The organism is Bradyrhizobium sp. CCBAU 65884, from assembly GCF_028128835.1.
Lineage (GTDB): Bacteria > Pseudomonadota > Alphaproteobacteria > Rhizobiales > Xanthobacteraceae > Bradyrhizobium > Bradyrhizobium ottawaense.
Genome location: NZ_LBJU01000124.1, coordinates 52,789 through 69,097, shown reverse-complemented (window position 1 = coordinate 69,097; position 16,309 = coordinate 52,789). Strand labels below are relative to the sequence as shown.

Sequence of the window (16,309 nt, the reverse complement as noted above, 5' to 3'; positions counted from 1 at the left end):
TGGGCACGGCGCGAAGCGCGCCTTTGCCCACCCTACGAGGAGTTCGCTGAGTGAGCGATCCCAAGGCCAACCGCATGGTCTCGCCCGAGCGCCGCAGCGACGATGTCGGCGACACCGCGCTACGCCCGCAATCGCTGTCCGATTTCGTCGGCCAGCAGCAGGCGCGCAAGAACCTCTCCATTTTCATCGAGGCGGCGCGCAAGCGCGGCGAGGCGCTGGATCACGTCCTGTTCGTAGGTCCCCCGGGCCTGGGCAAGACCACGCTGGCGCAGATCGTGGCCAAGGAGCTCGGCGTCGGCTTTCGTGCCACGTCGGGTCCCGTCATCGCCAAGGCCGGCGATCTCGCAGCTCTACTCACCAATCTCGAAGAGCGCGACGTGCTCTTCATCGACGAGATCCACCGCCTGAGCCCGGCGGTGGAAGAGGTGCTCTATCCCGCGATGGAGGACTTTCAGCTCGACCTCATCATCGGCGAGGGCCCGGCGGCGCGCTCGGTGAAGATCGAGCTGTCGAAATTCACCCTGGTCGGCGCCACCACGCGCGCCGGCCTGCTCACCAATCCGTTGCGCGATCGTTTCGGCATTCCGGTGCGGCTCAACTTCTACACCATCGAGGAACTCGAAAGCATCGTCACCCGCGGGGCACGGGTGCTCAATGTCGGCATGAGCGCGGACGGCGCCAACGAGATCGCGCGCCGCGCTCGCGGCACGCCGCGTATCGCCGGCCGCCTGCTCCGCCGCGTGCGCGATTTCGCCTCGGCGGCCGATGCCGACAAGATCGACCGCAAGATCGCCGACCACGCCCTGAGCGCGCTCGAGGTCGATGCCGCGGGCCTCGACGCGATGGACCGTCGCTACCTCACGACCATCGCGATGAACTATGGCGGCGGCCCGGTCGGGGTCGAGACCATGGCTGCTGCACTGTCTGAACCGCGCGATGCGATCGAGGACATCATCGAGCCCTATCTGATCCAGTGCGGCTATCTCCAGCGCACCCCGCGCGGCCGTCTGCTCACCTCGCATGCCTTCCGCCATCTCGGCATCGCCGAGCCCTCGCGCGATGCGGCGGCACAATTCGGCCTGTTCGGCACGGACGAGAGCGACGACTGAGCTGCGCCAATGCAGCGCGCTCCTTCTATCATGAATTTCTGGTAATCTCGTGCAGACGTTCTGCACGAACGCACCCCAATTCCGCTCCAATCGGACCGCATCAACAAGGCGCATTACGATCGGGTCTTCATGATCACGCGCCGTCATCTCATCCGTTCCATCGGCGGTCTGTCCGCCCTCGGCGTCTCGACCGCCGCCTATGGCGTCGGCATCGAGCCGGTGCTGCGGCTCCGCGTCACCCGCTATCATCCGACGCCGCGGCAATGGCCGGCGGATCTTCCGCTGAAGATCGCCGCCATCGCCGATATTCATGCCTGCGATCCCTGGATGTCGCTGGAGCGGATCGAGTCGATCGTCGACCGCACCAACGCGCTGAAGGCCGACCTCGTCGTGCTGCTCGGCGACTATGTCGCCGGCGTGCACCAGGTCACGCGCCTCATCCCGTCGCGCGAATGGGCGAGGGTGCTGGCCCGCCTGAAGGCGCCGCTCGGCGTCCATGCCGTGATGGGCAACCACGATTATTGGGACGACAGGACGGTGCAGCAGGCAGGGTATGGGCCGACGATCGCCCATCGCGCGCTGGAGACGGCCGGCATCCCCGTCTACGAGAATGACGTGGTGCGCCTCACCAAGGACGGCCGCCCGTTCTGGCTTGCGGGGCTCGGCGATCAGCTGGCCTTCCTGCCGGCGCGGCGCTTCCGCAGCATCGGCCGCTTCGGCGCCGACGATCTTAACGCCACGCTGGCGAAGGTCACCGACGATGCGCCGGTCATCCTGCTCGCGCACGAGCCCAACATCGCGCCGCTCGTACCCGGGCGCGTCGCGCTGCAACTGTCCGGTCATACCCATGGCGGCCAGGTTCGCCTGCTTGGCTGGTCGCCGGCGGTTTCGCCCAAGAACGGCCTGCGCCTCGCCTATGGCCACTTCCGGCTGAAATGCGACCTCATTGTCTCCGGTGGCCTCGGTTGCAGCATCATGCCGATCCGCGTCGGCGTGCCGCCCGAGATCGTCGAGGTGACGCTGGGAAGGACAGGGCTCGCCGTGTCCTAGCTGCGCTTGCGCGTCCGGCCGTTTTTGCGCAAAACGGGGCGGTTAGCGACAAGCGAAGAGGCTCGCGACGTGACAGCTCATCTCGACGGCGAGATCCGCGACGGCCGCCACCACATGCAGGTCCGCGTCTATTACGAGGACACGGATTTCTCCGGCATCGTCTATCACGCCAATTATCTGCGCTACATGGAGCGCGGCCGCACCAATCACCTCCGGCTGATGGGCGCCGAGCAGCAGGCGCTGTTCGACCAGGTGGAGACCGAAGGTGCCGGCTTTGCCTTCGTGGTGCGCTCGATGCATCTGGATTTCCTGAAACCCGCTCGGATGGACGACGTGCTCGACGTCGTGACCTGGCCTGTTGCGGTGAAGGGCGCCTCGATCATGCTGGCGCAGGAAGTGCGTCGCGGCGAGGAGGTTCTGGTGAAGGCCGAGGTGCGCGTCGCCTTCATCAGCGGCGGCCGCGCCCAGCCGATCCCGAAATCGATCCGCGCGTTGATGAAGGCCGATCTGATTTCCTGATCGCCCGATAAGTGATCGCCCGATTTGTGATGGCCTATCGACTCCACCAGTCGCGGCGATAGATTGCGGCCTCGACCAACCGATGAGGCCATCATGTCGCGCCCGCCGCTTCCGCCCTTCACCCGTGAGACCGCCGCGCAAAAGGCCCGCATGGCCGAGGACGCCTGGAATTCACGCGACCCGGTGCGGGTCTCGCTCGCCTATACCGAGGACAGCCGCTGGCGCAATCGCTCAGAGGTCTTGCAGGGCCGCGAGGCCATCGTCGCGTTCCTCACCCGCAAATGGGAGAAGGAGCAGGACTACCGCCTGATCAAGGACCTCTGGGCCTTCGACGAGAGCCGCATCGCCGTGCGCTTCCAGTACGAATGGCACGACGCGAGCGGCCAGTGGTATCGCTCCTACGGCAATGAGCAGTGGGAGTTCGACGAGCACGGCCTGATGAAGCGGCGCGAAGCCTCGATCAACGACATCGCCATTGCGGAGAAGGACCGCCGCTTTCATTGGGCCGCGCCGGGGCCGCGGCCGGCCGATGTGCCGGGATTGGGGGAGAGTCCGTTCTGAGGCGCTTCCTCTCCCTCTCCCCGTTCTTACGGGGAGAGGGTTGGGGTGAGGGGCTGCTTCAGCAAATTCGATGGCAGACGGACTCGCGGAGAGTCCCCCTCACCCGGATTGCATCTTCGATGCAATCCGACCTCTCCCCGCAAGCGGGGCGAGGTGAAGTCTCACCGCCTTGCCAGAAACCGCGTAATCGCCCCACCGAGCTTCGCATTGTCCATCGGCTCGGCCAGCGATGCGCGCGCCGCCGCCACCACGTCATCCGGAGCCTTGCCGTCGCGCAGATCGCAGCACACTTGCGCAAACGCCACGTCGAACTCCGGGTGCGGCTGCACGGTCAGCGTCGTGCCATTGGCGTAGAGCAGGCCGGCATGCGGGGTGAACTCCGACGACAGGATCGTCAGCGCGTCGTTGGGCGGCTCGATCACCTGATCCTGATGTGAGGCGGCGATTGCAACCTCCTCGCAGGCAATGACGCCGTTCTCCGGCAGCACCTGATAGACGTGCCGGCCGATGCCCCAGCCTTTCTCCGACTTGCGCACGGTGCCGCCGAGCGCCTGCGCGATCAACTGATGGCCGAAGCAGATTCCGACCATCGGCGTCTTGTTGGCGTAAGCGGTACGGACGAAATGCTCCAGTGGCGCGATCCAGTCGAGCCCGTCATAGACGCCTGCTGCCGCGCCGGTGATCAGCACGGCCTCGAGCTTGCCCGGATCGGGAAGCGCGTCGCCGTTCGGGATGCTGACGACGTCCACCGTGGCCGTCGGGTCCTCGGTGCGGACCATGCGTTCGAACATGTCCGGGAACGAGCCGTGCTGCTCCCGATATTTTTGCGGGACCTGTCCGGTCTCGATGATGGTGATGCGTGCCATGTGCCCCCCGGAAGGTTGCGAAGCCAAAGCGCGATGAGATCAGAATGAATCGTCATCGCGCTTTGTTTGTTGTTCAAGCATGATCTTTCCGGAAAACCGCTTCACACTTTTCCGGATCATGCTCAGCCGCCTTCTGCCCTATATTGCTGGTGTGACGCTGTACGCTCCAGCAGTGCACTTTCCTTGCGGACCTCGTTGAGAAAGGCCTTGGCCAGGCGCGACAGCGGCTCGGCTTCCGACCATAGCATATAGGCGACCGCGTGCGTCGTCGGCGTGAACGGGCGGACAACGAGGCCGCTGCCGCCGTTCTGTCGCGGCGAGTAGGGATCGACCACCGCGGCGCCGACGCCGGCGGCAGCTAACACGCAGGCCGTGTTGCAGTAGCGCACCTCGACGGTCGGCTGAAACGGCGCGCCGGCGCGGGCAAAACTGTCGCGCACGGCTTCACCCAGCCGCGTGCCGCGTTCGAGCCCGATGAAAGGCAGGCCGGACAGATCCGAAGCCGAGATCACGGGCCTTTCGGCGAGCGGGTGCTGCGGCGGCAATACGCACACCATCTCGCCGGTATGCACCACCTCGTGCGCGATGCCGGGATGATGCGTCAGCCCGAGCGCGAAGCCGAGCTCGGCGACACGGCTGAGCACGCCCTCGATGATGCCCTCGTAGCGGCGCACGTCGAAGAACACGCGCGTCTCCGGGCGACGCCGCAGGAAGCCTGACAGCGCGGAGGGAATGATGCTGTAGGCCAGCGGCGGCGTCGCCACGATGGCAAGGTGCCCGGAGCGGTTCTCGCGCAGATCGCGCACGCGGTTCTCGAGTTTTGCGTGCAGCGCGAAGATCGCCTCGCTCTCCTTGTACAGCGCCATCGCTTCCGCGGTCGGAAACAGCCGGTTGTTGACCCGCTCGAACAGCGCGAAGCCCGCCTGCGCCTCCATCGTCTTCAGCGCATTGCTGACCGCGGGCTGCGAGAGGGCCAGTTCGTCCGCCGCCGCGACCGTGGTGCGATGGCGGATGACGGCGCGCAGGATTTCGAGCTGACGCAGGTTCATATCACTGCCGATTATACTCAGGGCCAAAACATCATAGCAGAACGAATTGATTTTGCAGCCCCGCTCGCCCGTAATGGCAGCGGATTTGCACGTCGCATCAAAGGGTTCATTCGCCCATTGAGGCAGCACTGCGCACAGATTGGAGGCAAACTTGGTTCGTGTCCTTCGCGCCGCCGCCGCTCAAATGGGGCCGACGCAAAAAGCCGATACGCGCGAGCATACGTTGTCGCGGATGCTTGCACTGCTGGAGGAGGCGGCCGGCCGCGGCGCCAGCCTCGTGGTGTTCCCCGAGCTTGCCTTCACCACCTTCTTCCCGCGTTGGCTGCTCGAGGGTGAGGCGCTCGACCGTTATTTCGAGCGCGGAATGCCGAACCCTGCGGTGGCTAAACTGTTCGATCGTGCGCGGGCGCTTCGCGTCGGCTTCTATGTCGGTTATGCCGAGCAGACCGCTGACGGCCGCCGCTACAATTGCGCCATCCTGGTCGATCGCGACGGTGAGATCTTGGGCCGCTATCGCAAGGTTCACCTGCCGGGTTCGGTGGAGCCGCGGCCGGGCGCACGTTACCAGCAACTCGAGAAACGCTATTTCGAATATGGCGATCTCGGCTTTCCCGCCTTCCGCGCCGGCTCGGCCTGGGCCCACGCCATCATGGGCATGATGATCTGCAACGATCGCCGCTGGCCGGAATCCTGGCGCGTGCTCGGCCTGCAAGGCGTCGAGCTTGTCTGTATCGGCTACAATTCGGCTGCCTACGATCCCAATGGCGGCACCACCGAAGACGGCGCCCTGCGCACCTTCCACTCGACATTGGTGACGCAGGCCAACGCCTACATGAACGCGACCTGGGCGATCTCGGTGGCGAAGGCGGGCGAGGAGGACGGCTCCGGACTGATCGGCGGCTCCTGCATCGTCGATCCGAATGGGCGCATCGTCGCGCAGGCGCAGACGCTCGCAGATGAAGTGATCGTCGCCGACATCGATCTCGACCTGTGTCGCCAGGGCAAGGACAAGATGTTCAACTTCGCCGCCCACCGGCGGCCGGAGCAATACAGGGTGATCACTGAACGTGCAGGCGTCATCGAGCCGGCCGTTCTCGATGCGGATTGATTTCAAACGGCCGGTCGCGGCGTTGGCAAAGGAGCTGACATGACACGCCTTTCGCATTTCTTCGCCCTTGCAACCCTGGCTGCCGCGACGTCGGCACAGGCGGCCGAGCTTCCCGCGGAGATCAAGCAGGCGGGCACGCTGAAGCTCACGGTCAACTCCACCTATGCGCCGATGGAGTATCGCGATCCCGCGACCAATGAGCTGGTCGGGCTCGACATCGATCTTGCCAACGAGCTCGCCAAGCGGCTCGGCGGCCTCAAGATCGTCTGGAGCGAGACGCCGTTCGCCGAGCTGATCCCTTCGCTGCAGACCAAGCGCGCCGACTTCATCATGTCCGGCATCTCGGACCGGGCTTCGCGGCGCGAGACCGCCGATTTCGTCGATTACCTCCAGACCGGCCCGCAATTCTTCGTCGTGGCGGACAATGGAGCCAAAGACGCGACCGATCTCTGCGGCAAGAAGGTCGGCACCACCCGCAGCACCAGCTTCCCGGTCGAGATCGAGAAGTGGAGCAAGCAGAATTGCGAGCCGGCCGGCAAGCCTGCCATCCAGTACGTTCCGGGCGAGAATTCGATCGACGTCCGCAACCAGCTCAAGCAAGGCCGCATCGATGCCGCCGTGCAGGGCAGCGAGACGCTGCCTTACGCGCAAACGCAGGAGCCCGGCAAATACCGCGTCGTCGGCGAGCCCTTCGCCAAAGGCTATCAAGGCATCATGTTCCGCAAGGACGATGCCGCCCTGCGCGAGGTCGTGACCGAGAAGCTCACCGCCATGATCGCCGAGGGCTCCTATAAGGCTGTTCTCGACAAATGGGGCTTAGGGGCCAACGCGGTCGCCCAGCCCATGCTCAACGCGGCGCCGCAATGAAGCCGGCGCCGGCACTCGCGGAAGGTTTCCCTGATCTGTCGGGGATGAGGATCGCGCGCGAGCCGCACTGGTTTCGCTGGCTCAGCGCCGCGCTCATCATTCTCGTGCTCGCGGCCATTGCGCGCGCGTTTGCGAACGGGCAGATCGAATGGTCCTATGTCAGCCGCTTCCTGACCGCAAAAGTCATTCTCGAAGGCATCGTCAACACCATGGTGATGGCGGTGCTGGCGATGACGCTCGGCATCGTCCTGGGCATCATCGTCGCGATCATGCGGCTGTCGCCCAATCCGGTGCTGAAGACGGCCGCCGCCGGCTACACGTGGCTGTTCCGCGGCACGCCGCTGATCCTGCAGCTGCTGCTCTGGTTCAACCTCGCGCTGGTGTTCCCGACCATCGGCATTCCCGGCTTGTGGAGCGCGCGCGCCGTTGACGTCATGACGCCGTTCCTTGCCGCGCTGCTCGGGCTCGGCATCAACCAGGGCGCCTACACCTCCGAGGTGATGCGCGCCGGCATGTTGTCGGTCGACATCGGGCAGTATGAAGCGGCGCAGGCGATCGGCATGGGACGGTTGCGCGCGTTGCACCGGATCGTGCTGCCGCAGGCGATGCGCGTGGTGATCCCGCCGCTCGGCAACGAGTTCATCGGCATGGTGAAGGCGACCTCGCTCGCGAGTGTCATCCAGTATCCGGAGCTGCTGCACAACGCCGAGAACATCTACTACGCCAATTCCCGCGTGATCGAGCTCTTGATCGTCGCCGGGCTCTGGTACCTGCTCGTGGTCTCGATCCTGACCCCGCTCCAGATGCTGCTCGAACGCCGTTTTGCGCGCGGCACATTGCGGCTTGCGCGATGACAAAGCCCCTCGTCGCGATCCGCTCCGTCGCCAAGAATTTTGGCGAGTTCCAGGCTCTCAAAAGCGTCTCGCTCGACGTCTGGCCCGGCGAGGTGATGTGCCTGATCGGCGCCTCCGGCTCGGGCAAGACCACGCTGCTCCGCTGCATCAACCAGCTGGCCACGATCGATGCCGGCGGCATCTGGCTCGACGGCGAATTGCTCGGGGTGCGAGAGCAAAGCGGACGGCTGCACCGTCTCAGCGAGCGCGAGATCGGGCGGCAGAGGCTGAAGACCGGTATGGTGTTCCAGCGCTTCAATTTGTTTCCGCACAAGACGGCGCTGGAGAACATCACCGAAGGCCCGGTCCAGGTGCAGGGACGCAAACCCGATGAGGTGCGCAGGGAAGCGCTCGAGCTGCTGCGCCGCGTCGGATTGTCCGCGAAGGCGGACTGGTATCCCGCACAACTCTCGGGCGGCCAGCAGCAGCGTGTCGCCATCGCGCGTGCGCTGGCGATGAAGCCGATGCTGATGCTCTTTGATGAACCGACCAGCGCGCTCGATCCCGAGCTCGTCGGCGAGGTTCTTGCCGTGATGAAGGAACTGGCGAAGAGCGGCATGACCATGATGGTGGTGACGCACGAGCTCGGCTTCGCGCGCGAGGTCGCTGATCGCGTCGTCTACATGGACCAGGGCGCGATCGTCGAACAGGGCCGCGCATCGGACGTATTGGGCGCCCCGCGCGAGGAGCGCACCAGGGCTTTTCTTTCCGCTGTGATCTGAATGGGAGCGTGTTGATGAAGAGACTTTTGGTTGCGGCAGCGTTCCTCGGCGTCATGAACGCGTCGGTGATGGCGATCGATCTGCCCGCGGAGATCGCCAAGCGGGGCAGCATCAAGGTGGCGCTGGTGCCGAACTATCCGCCGATGGAGTTCCGCGATCCCGCGACCAACGCGCTGTCCGGCTTCGACATCGATCTCGGTGAAGCCATCGGCCGCAAGCTCGGCGTCAAGATCGAATGGACCGAAACCAGCTTTGCCGAGTTCATGCCGTCGATCTCGACGGGGCGCGTGGACGCCATCCTGTCCGGCTTCACCGACTATGCCAGCCGGCACGAGGTCGCGTCTTTCGTCGATTATCTACGCAGCGGTCCGCAGTTCTTCGTGCAGCAGTCGCGCAAGGCTGAGTTCAAGGACGCCGCATCGCTCTGCGGCAAGAAGGTCGGAGCCAGTCGCCGCACCATGTTCCCGGCGCAAATCGCGGCGTGGAGCGAAAAGAATTGCGGCAGCAGTCCGATTCAGTTCGTCGGCACCGACGGCTCAGCCGACGCGCGCACCCAGCTCAGGCAGGGCCGCATCGATGCCGCCGCCCAGGGCAACGAGACGCTGCCTTACATCATGGATCTCGAGCCCGGCACCTATGCAACGGTGGGCGAGCCCATCGCACAGCAATTCACCGGCATTGCGCTGCCGGTCAAGGAAAAGGCGCTGCAGCAGGCGATGCTGGAGGCAGTCGACGCGCTGATCGCGGACGGCACCTATCGCACGCTGCTTGCCAAGTGGAAACTGACGGACAACGCACTCGAGAAGGCGACCATCAATGCTGGACAGTAAAGCACTCCAAAGCATCCCGCTCGTCCCGGCCAACACCGCGGATCCCGCGCCGGACTATCCCTGGCCGAAGCCGTACAATTCGGCGATGTTCCTGTCGTTCGACGTGGACGCCGAGAGCGCGTGGACCAGCAAGGACGCAGGTCACGCCCAGCGGCTCATCACCATGAGCTATGGCGGCTATGAGGCCCGTGTCGGCACGCCCAAGCTGCTGGAGCTGCTCGACCAGCTCGATCTCAAGGCGACTTTCTTCGTCACGGGATGGTCGGTCGATGCGCATCCCGCGATGGCCGAGTCCATTCTCAAGGCCGGCCACGAGATCGGACATCACGGCTATCATCATCTCCTGCCCGATCCCGGCGATCCCTGGATCGAGGAGGAGCTGGCGCGCGGTTTCGAGGCGCTGAAGCGCCGGCTTGGCGTGAAGCCGACCGGCTATCGCGCGCCCTATGGCGAGTTCACCGAGGAGCTGCGGGTGGCGCTGGTGCGTCATGGCATCGTCTATACCTCCTCGTTCCGCGACGACGTGCGGCCCTATCGCCATCGTCTTGCCGACGGCAAGCCCGGCACGATCGAGCTGCCGGTGACCGCGAGCTATGACGACTGGATGCATGGTCTCTCCGCCCGCTTCAGCCCGCGCTCGATCTTCCCCAAGGAACATGTGCTCTCGATCTGGAAGGACGAGCTGGACGAGGTCCGCGACTGGGGCGCGATGGTGACGACGGTGCTGCATCCGCAATGCAGCGGCCGCCCGATGCGGCTGCGCCTGTTGCGCGAGTTCCTGACTTACGCAAAATCCTGTCCGGATGTCTGGATCACGACCGGCGAGAAGATCGCGGAAAACTTCCTGCGGCATGAGGCCGGTAACCGTTAGGGAGCGCCATGACCCGCATCCTCGTCATCAACCCGAACTCCTCGACGTCCGTGACGGCGGCGATCGACGAGGCGGTCGCGCCGCTGCGGATCGCCGGCGGGCCTGACATCGAGGTCGTCGGCCTTGCCGAGGGGCCACCGGGAATCAGCTCGCAGCGTGATGCCGATAGCGTCGTCATGCCGCTGGTGAATCGTGTGTCGCGCGACGACGCCGATGCCTTCGTGCTCGCTTGCTTCAGCGATCCCGGTCTGCATGCGGTGCGCGAGGCTGCCGGCGGCCGCCCGGTGCTGGGCATCGCCGAGTGCGGCATTTTTCGCGCGCTGATGCTCGGCGAACGTTTCGGCATCATCGCGCTGTCGCCGTCGAGCATCCGGCGCCAGCAACGGATGGTGCGGGTGATGGGCGTCGACGGCCGCTATGCCGGAAGCTGGTCGGTCGGCGCGAGCGCAGCCGAGACCGCAGCCGCCGATATCCGGGGACGATTGATCGAGGCCGGCCGCGCGCTGGTCATGCAATCCCGCGCCGATGTCGTGGTAATGGGCTGCGCCGGCATGGCCTCGCATCGTGTGGCGATCGCGGATGCGATCGGCGTGCCCGTGGTCGAGCCGGCGCAGCAGGCGGTGGCGGCTGCGATCGGCGCGATCTTGTTGAATACGTAAGACCCTTCAGGAGCCTTCTGTAATGCCCATCTCCCGCCGTTCGCTCCTCAAGGCCGCCGCAGCCATGCCGGCACTTTCGTTTCCGGGCATCGTCCGCGCCGAATCCCAGTCCACGCTGCGCTTCATCCCTGTGATCGATCTCGCCTTCGTCGATCCCATCTACTCGACCGCGCAAGTGTCGCGGAACCACGGCTTCATGGTCTACGACACGCTCTATGGCATGAGCGCCTCGCTCCAGGTCTCGCCGCAGATGCTGTCGGGCCACGTCATCTCCGGTGACGGGCTGCAATGGGATCTCAGCTTGCGCGACGGCCTGTTCTGGCACGATGGCGAGCGCGTGCTCGCGCGCGACTGCGTGGCGAGCATCCGCCGCTGGGCCGCGCGCGACGGCTTTGGCGGCGAGCTGATGGAGGCGACCGACGAGCTGTCCGCCGCCGACGATCGCACCATCCGCTTCCGTCTCAAGCGTCCGTTCCCGCTGCTGCCGCAGGCGCTCGGCAAGGCCGCGATCAATGCCTGCTTCATGATGCCGGAGCGGCTGGCGAGCCAGGATCCGTTCAAGCCGCTGACCGAGGTGATCGGCAGCGGCCCGTTCCGCTACCTCGCCGACGAGCGCGTGCAGGGCGCGCGCAACGCCTACGCCAAATTCGAGCGCTATCAGCCCCGCACCGACGGCAAGCCGGATTGGACCGCGGGCCCGAAGATCGTGCACTACGACCGCGTGGTCTGGACCACCACGCCCGATGCCGGCACCGGCGTCGCCGCGCTGCAGACCGGCGAGCAGGACTGGCAGGAGACCACGCCGCACGATCTGTTGCCGGTGATCAAGGCTGCCGGTGACATCGAGACGCGCATTCTTGATCCCCGCGGTTACGCCTGCATGCTGCGGCTCAATCATCTGCAGCCGCCGTTCGACAATCCCGCCCTCCGCCGCGCGCTGCTCGGTGCGATCGACCAGTCCGCGTTCATGACGGCGGTGGCCGGTGTCGATCCCGCCTTTCAGGTCTCGCCGATCGGCTACTTCGCGCCCGGTACGCCGATGGCGAGCGAGGTCGGCCTCGATGTGTTCCGCGGGGCCCGCGACTATGCCAGGGTCAAGGCCGACCTGAAGGCGGCCGGCTACAAGGGCGAGAAGATCGTGGTGCTCGTGCCCACCAATTCGTTGGCGCAGAAGCCGCTCGGCGAGATCGCGGTCGATAGCTTGCGCAAGGCCGGCATGAACGTCGAATATGCCGGGCTCGATTTCGCCGTCGTGCTACAGCCCCAGCTCAAGAAGGATCCGGTCGGGCAGGGCGGCTGGAGCGCGGCGGTCGGCAATTGGCAGGGCATCGACTGGCTCAACCCGGCCGGCAACACCAACATCCGCGGCGAGGGCAAGGTCGCCGGCTGGTATGCGAGCGAGAAGATGGGCGCCTTGCGCAGCCAATGGCTGGCCGCTTCCGAGCTCGCCGAGCAGCAGCGCATCTGCCGCGAGATCCAGGCAGTCGCGTTCGAGGAGATTCCCTACATCCCGATCGGCCTGTACAAGCAGCCGACCGCCTATCGCAAGGCCATCACCGGCATTCTCGACGGCACCGCCGTCTTCTGGAACGTACGCCCCGCATGAGCACGATCGCAATCTTCGGCAGCTATGTGCTGTCACGGAAAGACGGTGCGCAGGATGTGCTGCGCGACCGTTGGGTCCTTATCGAAGGCAAGAGGATCGCCGCGGTCACGCGCGACAGGCCGCGCGCGGACGAGGTCTACGACCGCCCCGGCCGCTTCGTTCTGCCGGGCTTGCTGAACCTGCACAATCACTGCTTCAGCGAGGCGGTAGCGCGCAGCCATACCGAGGACGGCAACGGCCGCAAGAACAACCAGAGCATCGTCTACACGGTGCTGCTGCCGCTGACCAAGCGCGGCGCCGATCTGCTGTCGGCGGAAGAACGCATGGCGGTGGCGCGGCTCGGCATCCTCCAGCTCCTCAAGGGTGGTGCCACCACGGTGATGGAGCCGTTCCGCAATTCGATCCCTGAAATGTTCGACGCCGCCGAGGAGATGGGCATTCGCTTTTATGGCGCGCCCTATCTGTTCTCGACGTCGGACGCCAAGGCCGGCCCCGACGGCGTAGTGCAATATTCCGGCGATGACGGCGCCGCCGACATGGCGACGTGGGATGCGCTCTACCAGCGCTGGAACAATCGCGGCGACGGCCGCATCGGCCTCGCCATGAGCCCGCACGCCACCGACACCTGCGGCCCCGACCTCCTGAGAGCTTGCGCCGTGCGAGCGCGCGAGCTCGGCGTGCCCGTCACGACCCATATGGCGCAGAGCCGCGCCGAGGTCGAGACCATCGGCAGGCGCTATGGCGGCCGCACGCCGGCGCAATATCTGGATTGGCTCGGCCTGCTCGCGCCCGATTTGATGGCGGCGCATTGCATGTTCAGCAGCGACGACGATCTCAAGTTGATGGCCGCGCGCGGCATGACCGTTCTGAATTGCCCGCGCGTGTTCGCGCGCGCCGGCGTCACCGCGGCCTTCAGCCGGTTCGCCGAGCATGGCGTGCGCACCGTGGTCGGCACCGACGGCTACAACATGGATCTGCTCGGTGAGCTCAATGCGGCGTCACTGATCTCCAAGACCACCTCGCAGCGCGCCGATGTCGCCAATTCGCCCGAGTTGATCGAAGCGAACACGGCCGTGGCCGCCGACGTCATCAAGCGACCGGATCTCGGCCGGATCGAGCCGGGCGCGACCGCCGATCTCACCGTGGTCGATCTCACCCATCCGCATCTCCAGCCGCTGTTCGATCCCCGCCGCGCGCTGATCGCGCTCGCCAACCGCGCCAATATCGATCAGGTGATCGTCGATGGCCGCGTGCTGGTCGATGCCGGCCGCTATCTCGGCGCCGAAGAAGCGGCGATCACCGCAGCGGGCAGCGCCGCGATCGGCAAGATCTGGGATCTGCCGGAGGCGCAGGCCGCGTTCAACGGCTGAGGCCAGCGTCGCCCTCGAACTCCATCAGCGCCTTGCGCATGGTCTCCACCAGATCCAGCGCCACCGGCGACGGACTGCGCTGCGCCGGGAAGACGGCGGAGAATTCGAAGTCGATGCGCGGCAGGAAGCGCCGCACGACGACGCCGCGCGTCGCGAACTCCTGTGCGGTGAAGGGATCGCAGATCGAGACCCCGAGCCCCGATGACACCATCCCGCACATGATCTCCGACAGCGTGGTCTCGACCCTGAGCACGCGGCGGACGTCGCTGCGGTGAAACACCTGGTCGACGAGGTGCCGGCTCGACGATCCCGCCGACAGCGAGATGAACGTCTCGCCCTCGAAATCGCGCGGCTCCAGCACTTCCTTCTCTGCGAGGCGATGTCCGGTCGGCAGCACCGCGACGCGCGCCAGCGCCGGCAGTCGCAGGCTCGGCAGGCCGGAATGGGCAATCGGCACCTCGGCAAAGCCGATGTCGCATTGATTGTTCAAGACCCAGTCGACCACGATCGGCGAGATTACGCCGAAGAAGGCCAGGTTGAGGTTGGGCCGTTCCATCAGGAAATGACCGGCAAGTCGTGGCAGATAGCCGTTCGCCAGCGCCGGCAGCGCGGCGATGCGCAGCGAGCCAGTGCGGCGGCCACGGATTTCTTCGGCCGCAGCCGTGATGCGTTCGAGACCGACGAAGGACCGTTCGACCTCGGTATAGAGCGCCATTGCCGCGGCGGTCGGCACGAGGCCGGTGCCGCGCCGCTCGAACAACTCCATCTTCAAGAGGGCCTGGAAGTCGCGCAGCAACCGGCTGACAGCGGGCTGCGTCACCACCATCAGCTTCGCGGCCTCGGTGACGCTGCCGGTCAGCATGGTCGCGCGGAAGGCCTCCACCTGCCGCGAATTGATCCGCGCCATTCCAAATCCATCCATAACATTTAGGCATACAGAGGTTGCCATTATTCATTGGACGATGGAAGTATAGGTTGCGATCTTTTTCATCAGGACTGGAGACAGCCCGCTTTTTCGGCAGATTGGAGGGGTTCAAGCCTCCAGATCGCGTCAAAACCCGCCGTACGGGCGCCGGAGCCTGCTTGGAGACGGGATTGCGCGGAAGGAAATGCGGAAGAGGCTTCAGCCAGCGAGACTCGTCGGCACGTCACCTCATTCCGGTATGGAGATCGGTCCACATGAAGACTCTTCGCCTTCTGACCGCGGTCAGCATCGCAGCGCTCATTGCCGCCCCGTCGGCCGCTTCGGCCCAGCAAAAGACGCTCTACGTCGCCGGCTATGGCGGCTCGTTCGAGAAGACGATCCGCGACGAGGTGATTCCGGCCTTCGAGAAGGAGAACGGCGTCAAGGTCGAATACGTCGCCGGCAATTCCACCGACACGCTGGCAAAACTCCAGGCGCAGAAGGGCAACCAGCAGATCGACGTCGCCATCGTCGATGACGGCCCGATGTACCAGGCGATCCAGCTCGGCTTCTGCGGCAAGCTCGAGGGACTGCCGGCCGATCTCTACGACACCGCGCGCTTCAAGGACGATCGCGCAGTCGCCATCGGCATCGTCGCGACCGGGCTGATGTACAATACCAAGGTGTTCAAGGAGAAAGGCTGGGCGCCGCCGACCTCGTGGAATGACCTGAAGGATACGAAATACGCAAAACAGCTGGTGATCCCGCCGATCAACAACACCTACGGTCTCGAAGCGCTGGTGATGCTGTCGAAGATGAACGGCGGCGGCGAGACCAATGTCGATTCCGGCTTCAAGATCTTCAAGGAGCAGATCAATCCGAACGTGCTCGCTTACGAGCCGTCGCCGGGCAAGATGACCGAGCTGTTCCAGTCCGGCCAGGCCGTGATCGCGGTGTGGGGTACCGGCCGTGTGCAGAGCTTTGCCAACACCGGCTTCCCCGTCGACTTCGTCTACCCGAAGGAAGGCGCTGCGACGCTGCTGACCACGGCGTGTCCGATCACCAAGCCGAACGCCTCGCCGCTGGCATCAAGTTTCGTCAAGATGCTGCTCGACCCCAAGATCCAGCTCGTGATGCTGAAGGATTACGGCTACGGCCCGGTGCTGAAGTCGCTGGTGATCCCGCCGGAGCTCGGCAAGATGGCGCCGATCGGCGAGCGTGCGGCCAAGCTCTATAATCCGGACTGGACCGTCATCAACGAGAAGCGCGAGGAGTGGACCAAGCGCTGGAATCGCGAGGTCGAGCGTTGATCTGATCGTCGCAGC

17 protein-coding genes are annotated in these 16,309 nt (G+C 65.3%); 14 read left to right on the top strand and 3 right to left on the bottom strand.

The window, feature by feature from the left end:
- Positions 1–74: 74 nt before the first annotated feature.
- The 4 genes from ruvB (at position 75) to XI03_RS25250 (ending at position 3,239) form a co-directional block, all read left to right on the top strand.
- Positions 75–1,109, top strand: coding sequence for a Holliday junction branch migration DNA helicase RuvB (ruvB, locus tag XI03_RS25265; protein WP_193375324.1), 1,035 nt, complete (start codon positions 75–77; stop codon positions 1,107–1,109).
- 129 nt (positions 1,110–1,238) lie between these two features.
- On the top strand, positions 1,239–2,159 hold the full coding sequence (locus tag XI03_RS25260; RefSeq protein ID WP_095424707.1) for a metallophosphoesterase: 921 nt from the start codon (positions 1,239–1,241) through the stop codon (positions 2,157–2,159).
- A gap of 69 nt (positions 2,160–2,228) precedes the next feature.
- Positions 2,229–2,678 carry a tol-pal system-associated acyl-CoA thioesterase gene (ybgC, locus tag XI03_RS25255; protein WP_094893331.1) on the top strand — a complete coding sequence of 150 codons (450 nt, stop codon included), beginning with the start codon at positions 2,229–2,231 and terminating at the stop codon, positions 2,676–2,678.
- Between the two features lie 93 nt (positions 2,679–2,771).
- Positions 2,772–3,239, top strand: coding sequence for a nuclear transport factor 2 family protein (locus XI03_RS25250; RefSeq protein WP_271593622.1), 468 nt, complete (start codon positions 2,772–2,774; stop codon positions 3,237–3,239).
- 161 nt (positions 3,240–3,400) lie between these two features.
- Here the strand turns inward: XI03_RS25250 and XI03_RS25245 are convergent, their stop codons facing one another.
- Complete coding sequence (locus XI03_RS25245; protein ID WP_271593621.1) at positions 3,401–4,105, bottom strand: type 1 glutamine amidotransferase; 705 nt, start codon at positions 4,103–4,105, stop codon at positions 3,401–3,403.
- A gap of 122 nt (positions 4,106–4,227) precedes the next feature.
- A complete protein-coding gene (locus XI03_RS25240; RefSeq protein ID WP_028140371.1) occupies positions 4,228–5,154 on the bottom strand; it encodes a LysR family transcriptional regulator in 927 nt (308 codons plus the stop codon).
- Positions 5,155–5,305: 151 nt separating this feature from the next.
- Here XI03_RS25240 and XI03_RS25235 point away from each other — a divergent pair, with 151 nt between their 5' ends.
- From XI03_RS25235 to XI03_RS25195, 9 genes are read left to right on the top strand one after another with little or no spacing between them, the layout of a single operon-like run.
- Entirely contained in the window at positions 5,306–6,262 is a 957-nt protein-coding gene (locus XI03_RS25235; RefSeq protein ID WP_080670082.1) for an N-carbamoyl-D-amino-acid hydrolase, read from the top strand.
- A gap of 39 nt (positions 6,263–6,301) precedes the next feature.
- Positions 6,302–7,129, top strand: coding sequence for an ABC transporter substrate-binding protein (locus XI03_RS25230; protein ID WP_271593620.1), 828 nt, complete (start codon positions 6,302–6,304; stop codon positions 7,127–7,129).
- Positions 7,126–7,983: an amino acid ABC transporter permease gene (locus XI03_RS25225; RefSeq protein ID WP_271593619.1), complete on the top strand. Its 858-nt coding sequence runs from the start codon at positions 7,126–7,128 to the stop codon at positions 7,981–7,983. Before XI03_RS25230 ends, XI03_RS25225 begins: the two co-directional genes overlap by 4 nt.
- Positions 7,980–8,744, top strand: a complete 765-nt coding sequence (locus XI03_RS25220) for an amino acid ABC transporter ATP-binding protein (RefSeq protein ID WP_097668335.1) — start codon at positions 7,980–7,982, stop codon at positions 8,742–8,744. The genes XI03_RS25225 and XI03_RS25220 overlap by 4 nt, the downstream gene beginning before the upstream one ends.
- A gap of 14 nt (positions 8,745–8,758) precedes the next feature.
- Positions 8,759–9,574, top strand: a complete 816-nt coding sequence (locus XI03_RS25215) for an ABC transporter substrate-binding protein (RefSeq protein WP_028140367.1) — start codon at positions 8,759–8,761, stop codon at positions 9,572–9,574.
- Entirely contained in the window at positions 9,561–10,445 is an 885-nt protein-coding gene (locus XI03_RS25210; RefSeq protein WP_095426705.1) for a polysaccharide deacetylase family protein, read from the top strand. Before XI03_RS25215 ends, XI03_RS25210 begins: the two co-directional genes overlap by 14 nt.
- 8 nt (positions 10,446–10,453) lie before the next feature.
- Entirely contained in the window at positions 10,454–11,104 is a 651-nt protein-coding gene (locus XI03_RS25205; RefSeq protein ID WP_271593618.1) for an aspartate/glutamate racemase family protein, read from the top strand.
- A 22-nt stretch (positions 11,105–11,126) separates the two neighbouring features.
- Complete coding sequence (locus XI03_RS25200) at positions 11,127–12,710, top strand: ABC transporter substrate-binding protein (RefSeq protein WP_271593617.1); 1,584 nt, start codon at positions 11,127–11,129, stop codon at positions 12,708–12,710.
- Positions 12,707–14,080: an amidohydrolase family protein gene (locus XI03_RS25195; protein WP_097668339.1), complete on the top strand. Its 1,374-nt coding sequence runs from the start codon at positions 12,707–12,709 to the stop codon at positions 14,078–14,080. Before XI03_RS25200 ends, XI03_RS25195 begins: the two co-directional genes overlap by 4 nt.
- Here the strand turns inward: XI03_RS25195 and XI03_RS25190 are convergent.
- Positions 14,070–14,987, bottom strand: coding sequence for a LysR substrate-binding domain-containing protein (locus XI03_RS25190; RefSeq protein ID WP_271593616.1), 918 nt, complete (start codon positions 14,985–14,987; stop codon positions 14,070–14,072). The two genes, XI03_RS25195 and XI03_RS25190, sit on opposite strands and share 11 nt — an antisense overlap.
- A gap of 272 nt (positions 14,988–15,259) precedes the next feature.
- Between XI03_RS25190 and XI03_RS25185 the strand changes: the two genes are divergently transcribed.
- Entirely contained in the window at positions 15,260–16,294 is a 1,035-nt protein-coding gene (locus XI03_RS25185; protein WP_212474866.1) for an ABC transporter substrate-binding protein, read from the top strand.
- The last annotated feature ends 15 nt before the right edge of the window (positions 16,295–16,309 follow it).

Excerpts from the sequence above, each read along its gene's own strand:
- XI03_RS25205 (WP_271593618.1), top strand. The coding sequence starts at position 10,454 with ATGACCCGCATCCTCGTCATCAACCCGAACTCCTCGACGTCCGTGACG.
- XI03_RS25190 (WP_271593616.1), bottom strand. The coding sequence starts at position 14,987 with ATGGCGCGGATCAATTCGCGGCAGGTGGAGGCCTTCCGCGCGACCATG.
- XI03_RS25230 (WP_271593620.1), top strand. The coding sequence starts at position 6,302 with ATGACACGCCTTTCGCATTTCTTCGCCCTTGCAACCCTGGCTGCCGCG.
- XI03_RS25225 (WP_271593619.1), top strand. The coding sequence starts at position 7,126 with ATGAAGCCGGCGCCGGCACTCGCGGAAGGTTTCCCTGATCTGTCGGGG.
- XI03_RS25210 (WP_095426705.1), top strand. The coding sequence starts at position 9,561 with ATGCTGGACAGTAAAGCACTCCAAAGCATCCCGCTCGTCCCGGCCAAC.
- XI03_RS25185 (WP_212474866.1), top strand. The coding sequence starts at position 15,260 with ATGAAGACTCTTCGCCTTCTGACCGCGGTCAGCATCGCAGCGCTCATT.
- ruvB (WP_193375324.1), top strand. The coding sequence starts at position 75 with ATGGTCTCGCCCGAGCGCCGCAGCGACGATGTCGGCGACACCGCGCTA.
- XI03_RS25220 (WP_097668335.1), top strand. The coding sequence starts at position 7,980 with ATGACAAAGCCCCTCGTCGCGATCCGCTCCGTCGCCAAGAATTTTGGC.
- XI03_RS25195 (WP_097668339.1), top strand. The coding sequence starts at position 12,707 with ATGAGCACGATCGCAATCTTCGGCAGCTATGTGCTGTCACGGAAAGAC.
- XI03_RS25240 (WP_028140371.1), bottom strand. The coding sequence starts at position 5,154 with ATGAACCTGCGTCAGCTCGAAATCCTGCGCGCCGTCATCCGCCATCGC.
- XI03_RS25200 (WP_271593617.1), top strand. The coding sequence starts at position 11,127 with ATGCCCATCTCCCGCCGTTCGCTCCTCAAGGCCGCCGCAGCCATGCCG.
- XI03_RS25245 (WP_271593621.1), bottom strand. The coding sequence starts at position 4,105 with ATGGCACGCATCACCATCATCGAGACCGGACAGGTCCCGCAAAAATAT.
- XI03_RS25260 (WP_095424707.1), top strand. The coding sequence starts at position 1,239 with ATGATCACGCGCCGTCATCTCATCCGTTCCATCGGCGGTCTGTCCGCC.
- XI03_RS25215 (WP_028140367.1), top strand. The coding sequence starts at position 8,759 with ATGAAGAGACTTTTGGTTGCGGCAGCGTTCCTCGGCGTCATGAACGCG.
- XI03_RS25250 (WP_271593622.1), top strand. The coding sequence starts at position 2,772 with ATGTCGCGCCCGCCGCTTCCGCCCTTCACCCGTGAGACCGCCGCGCAA.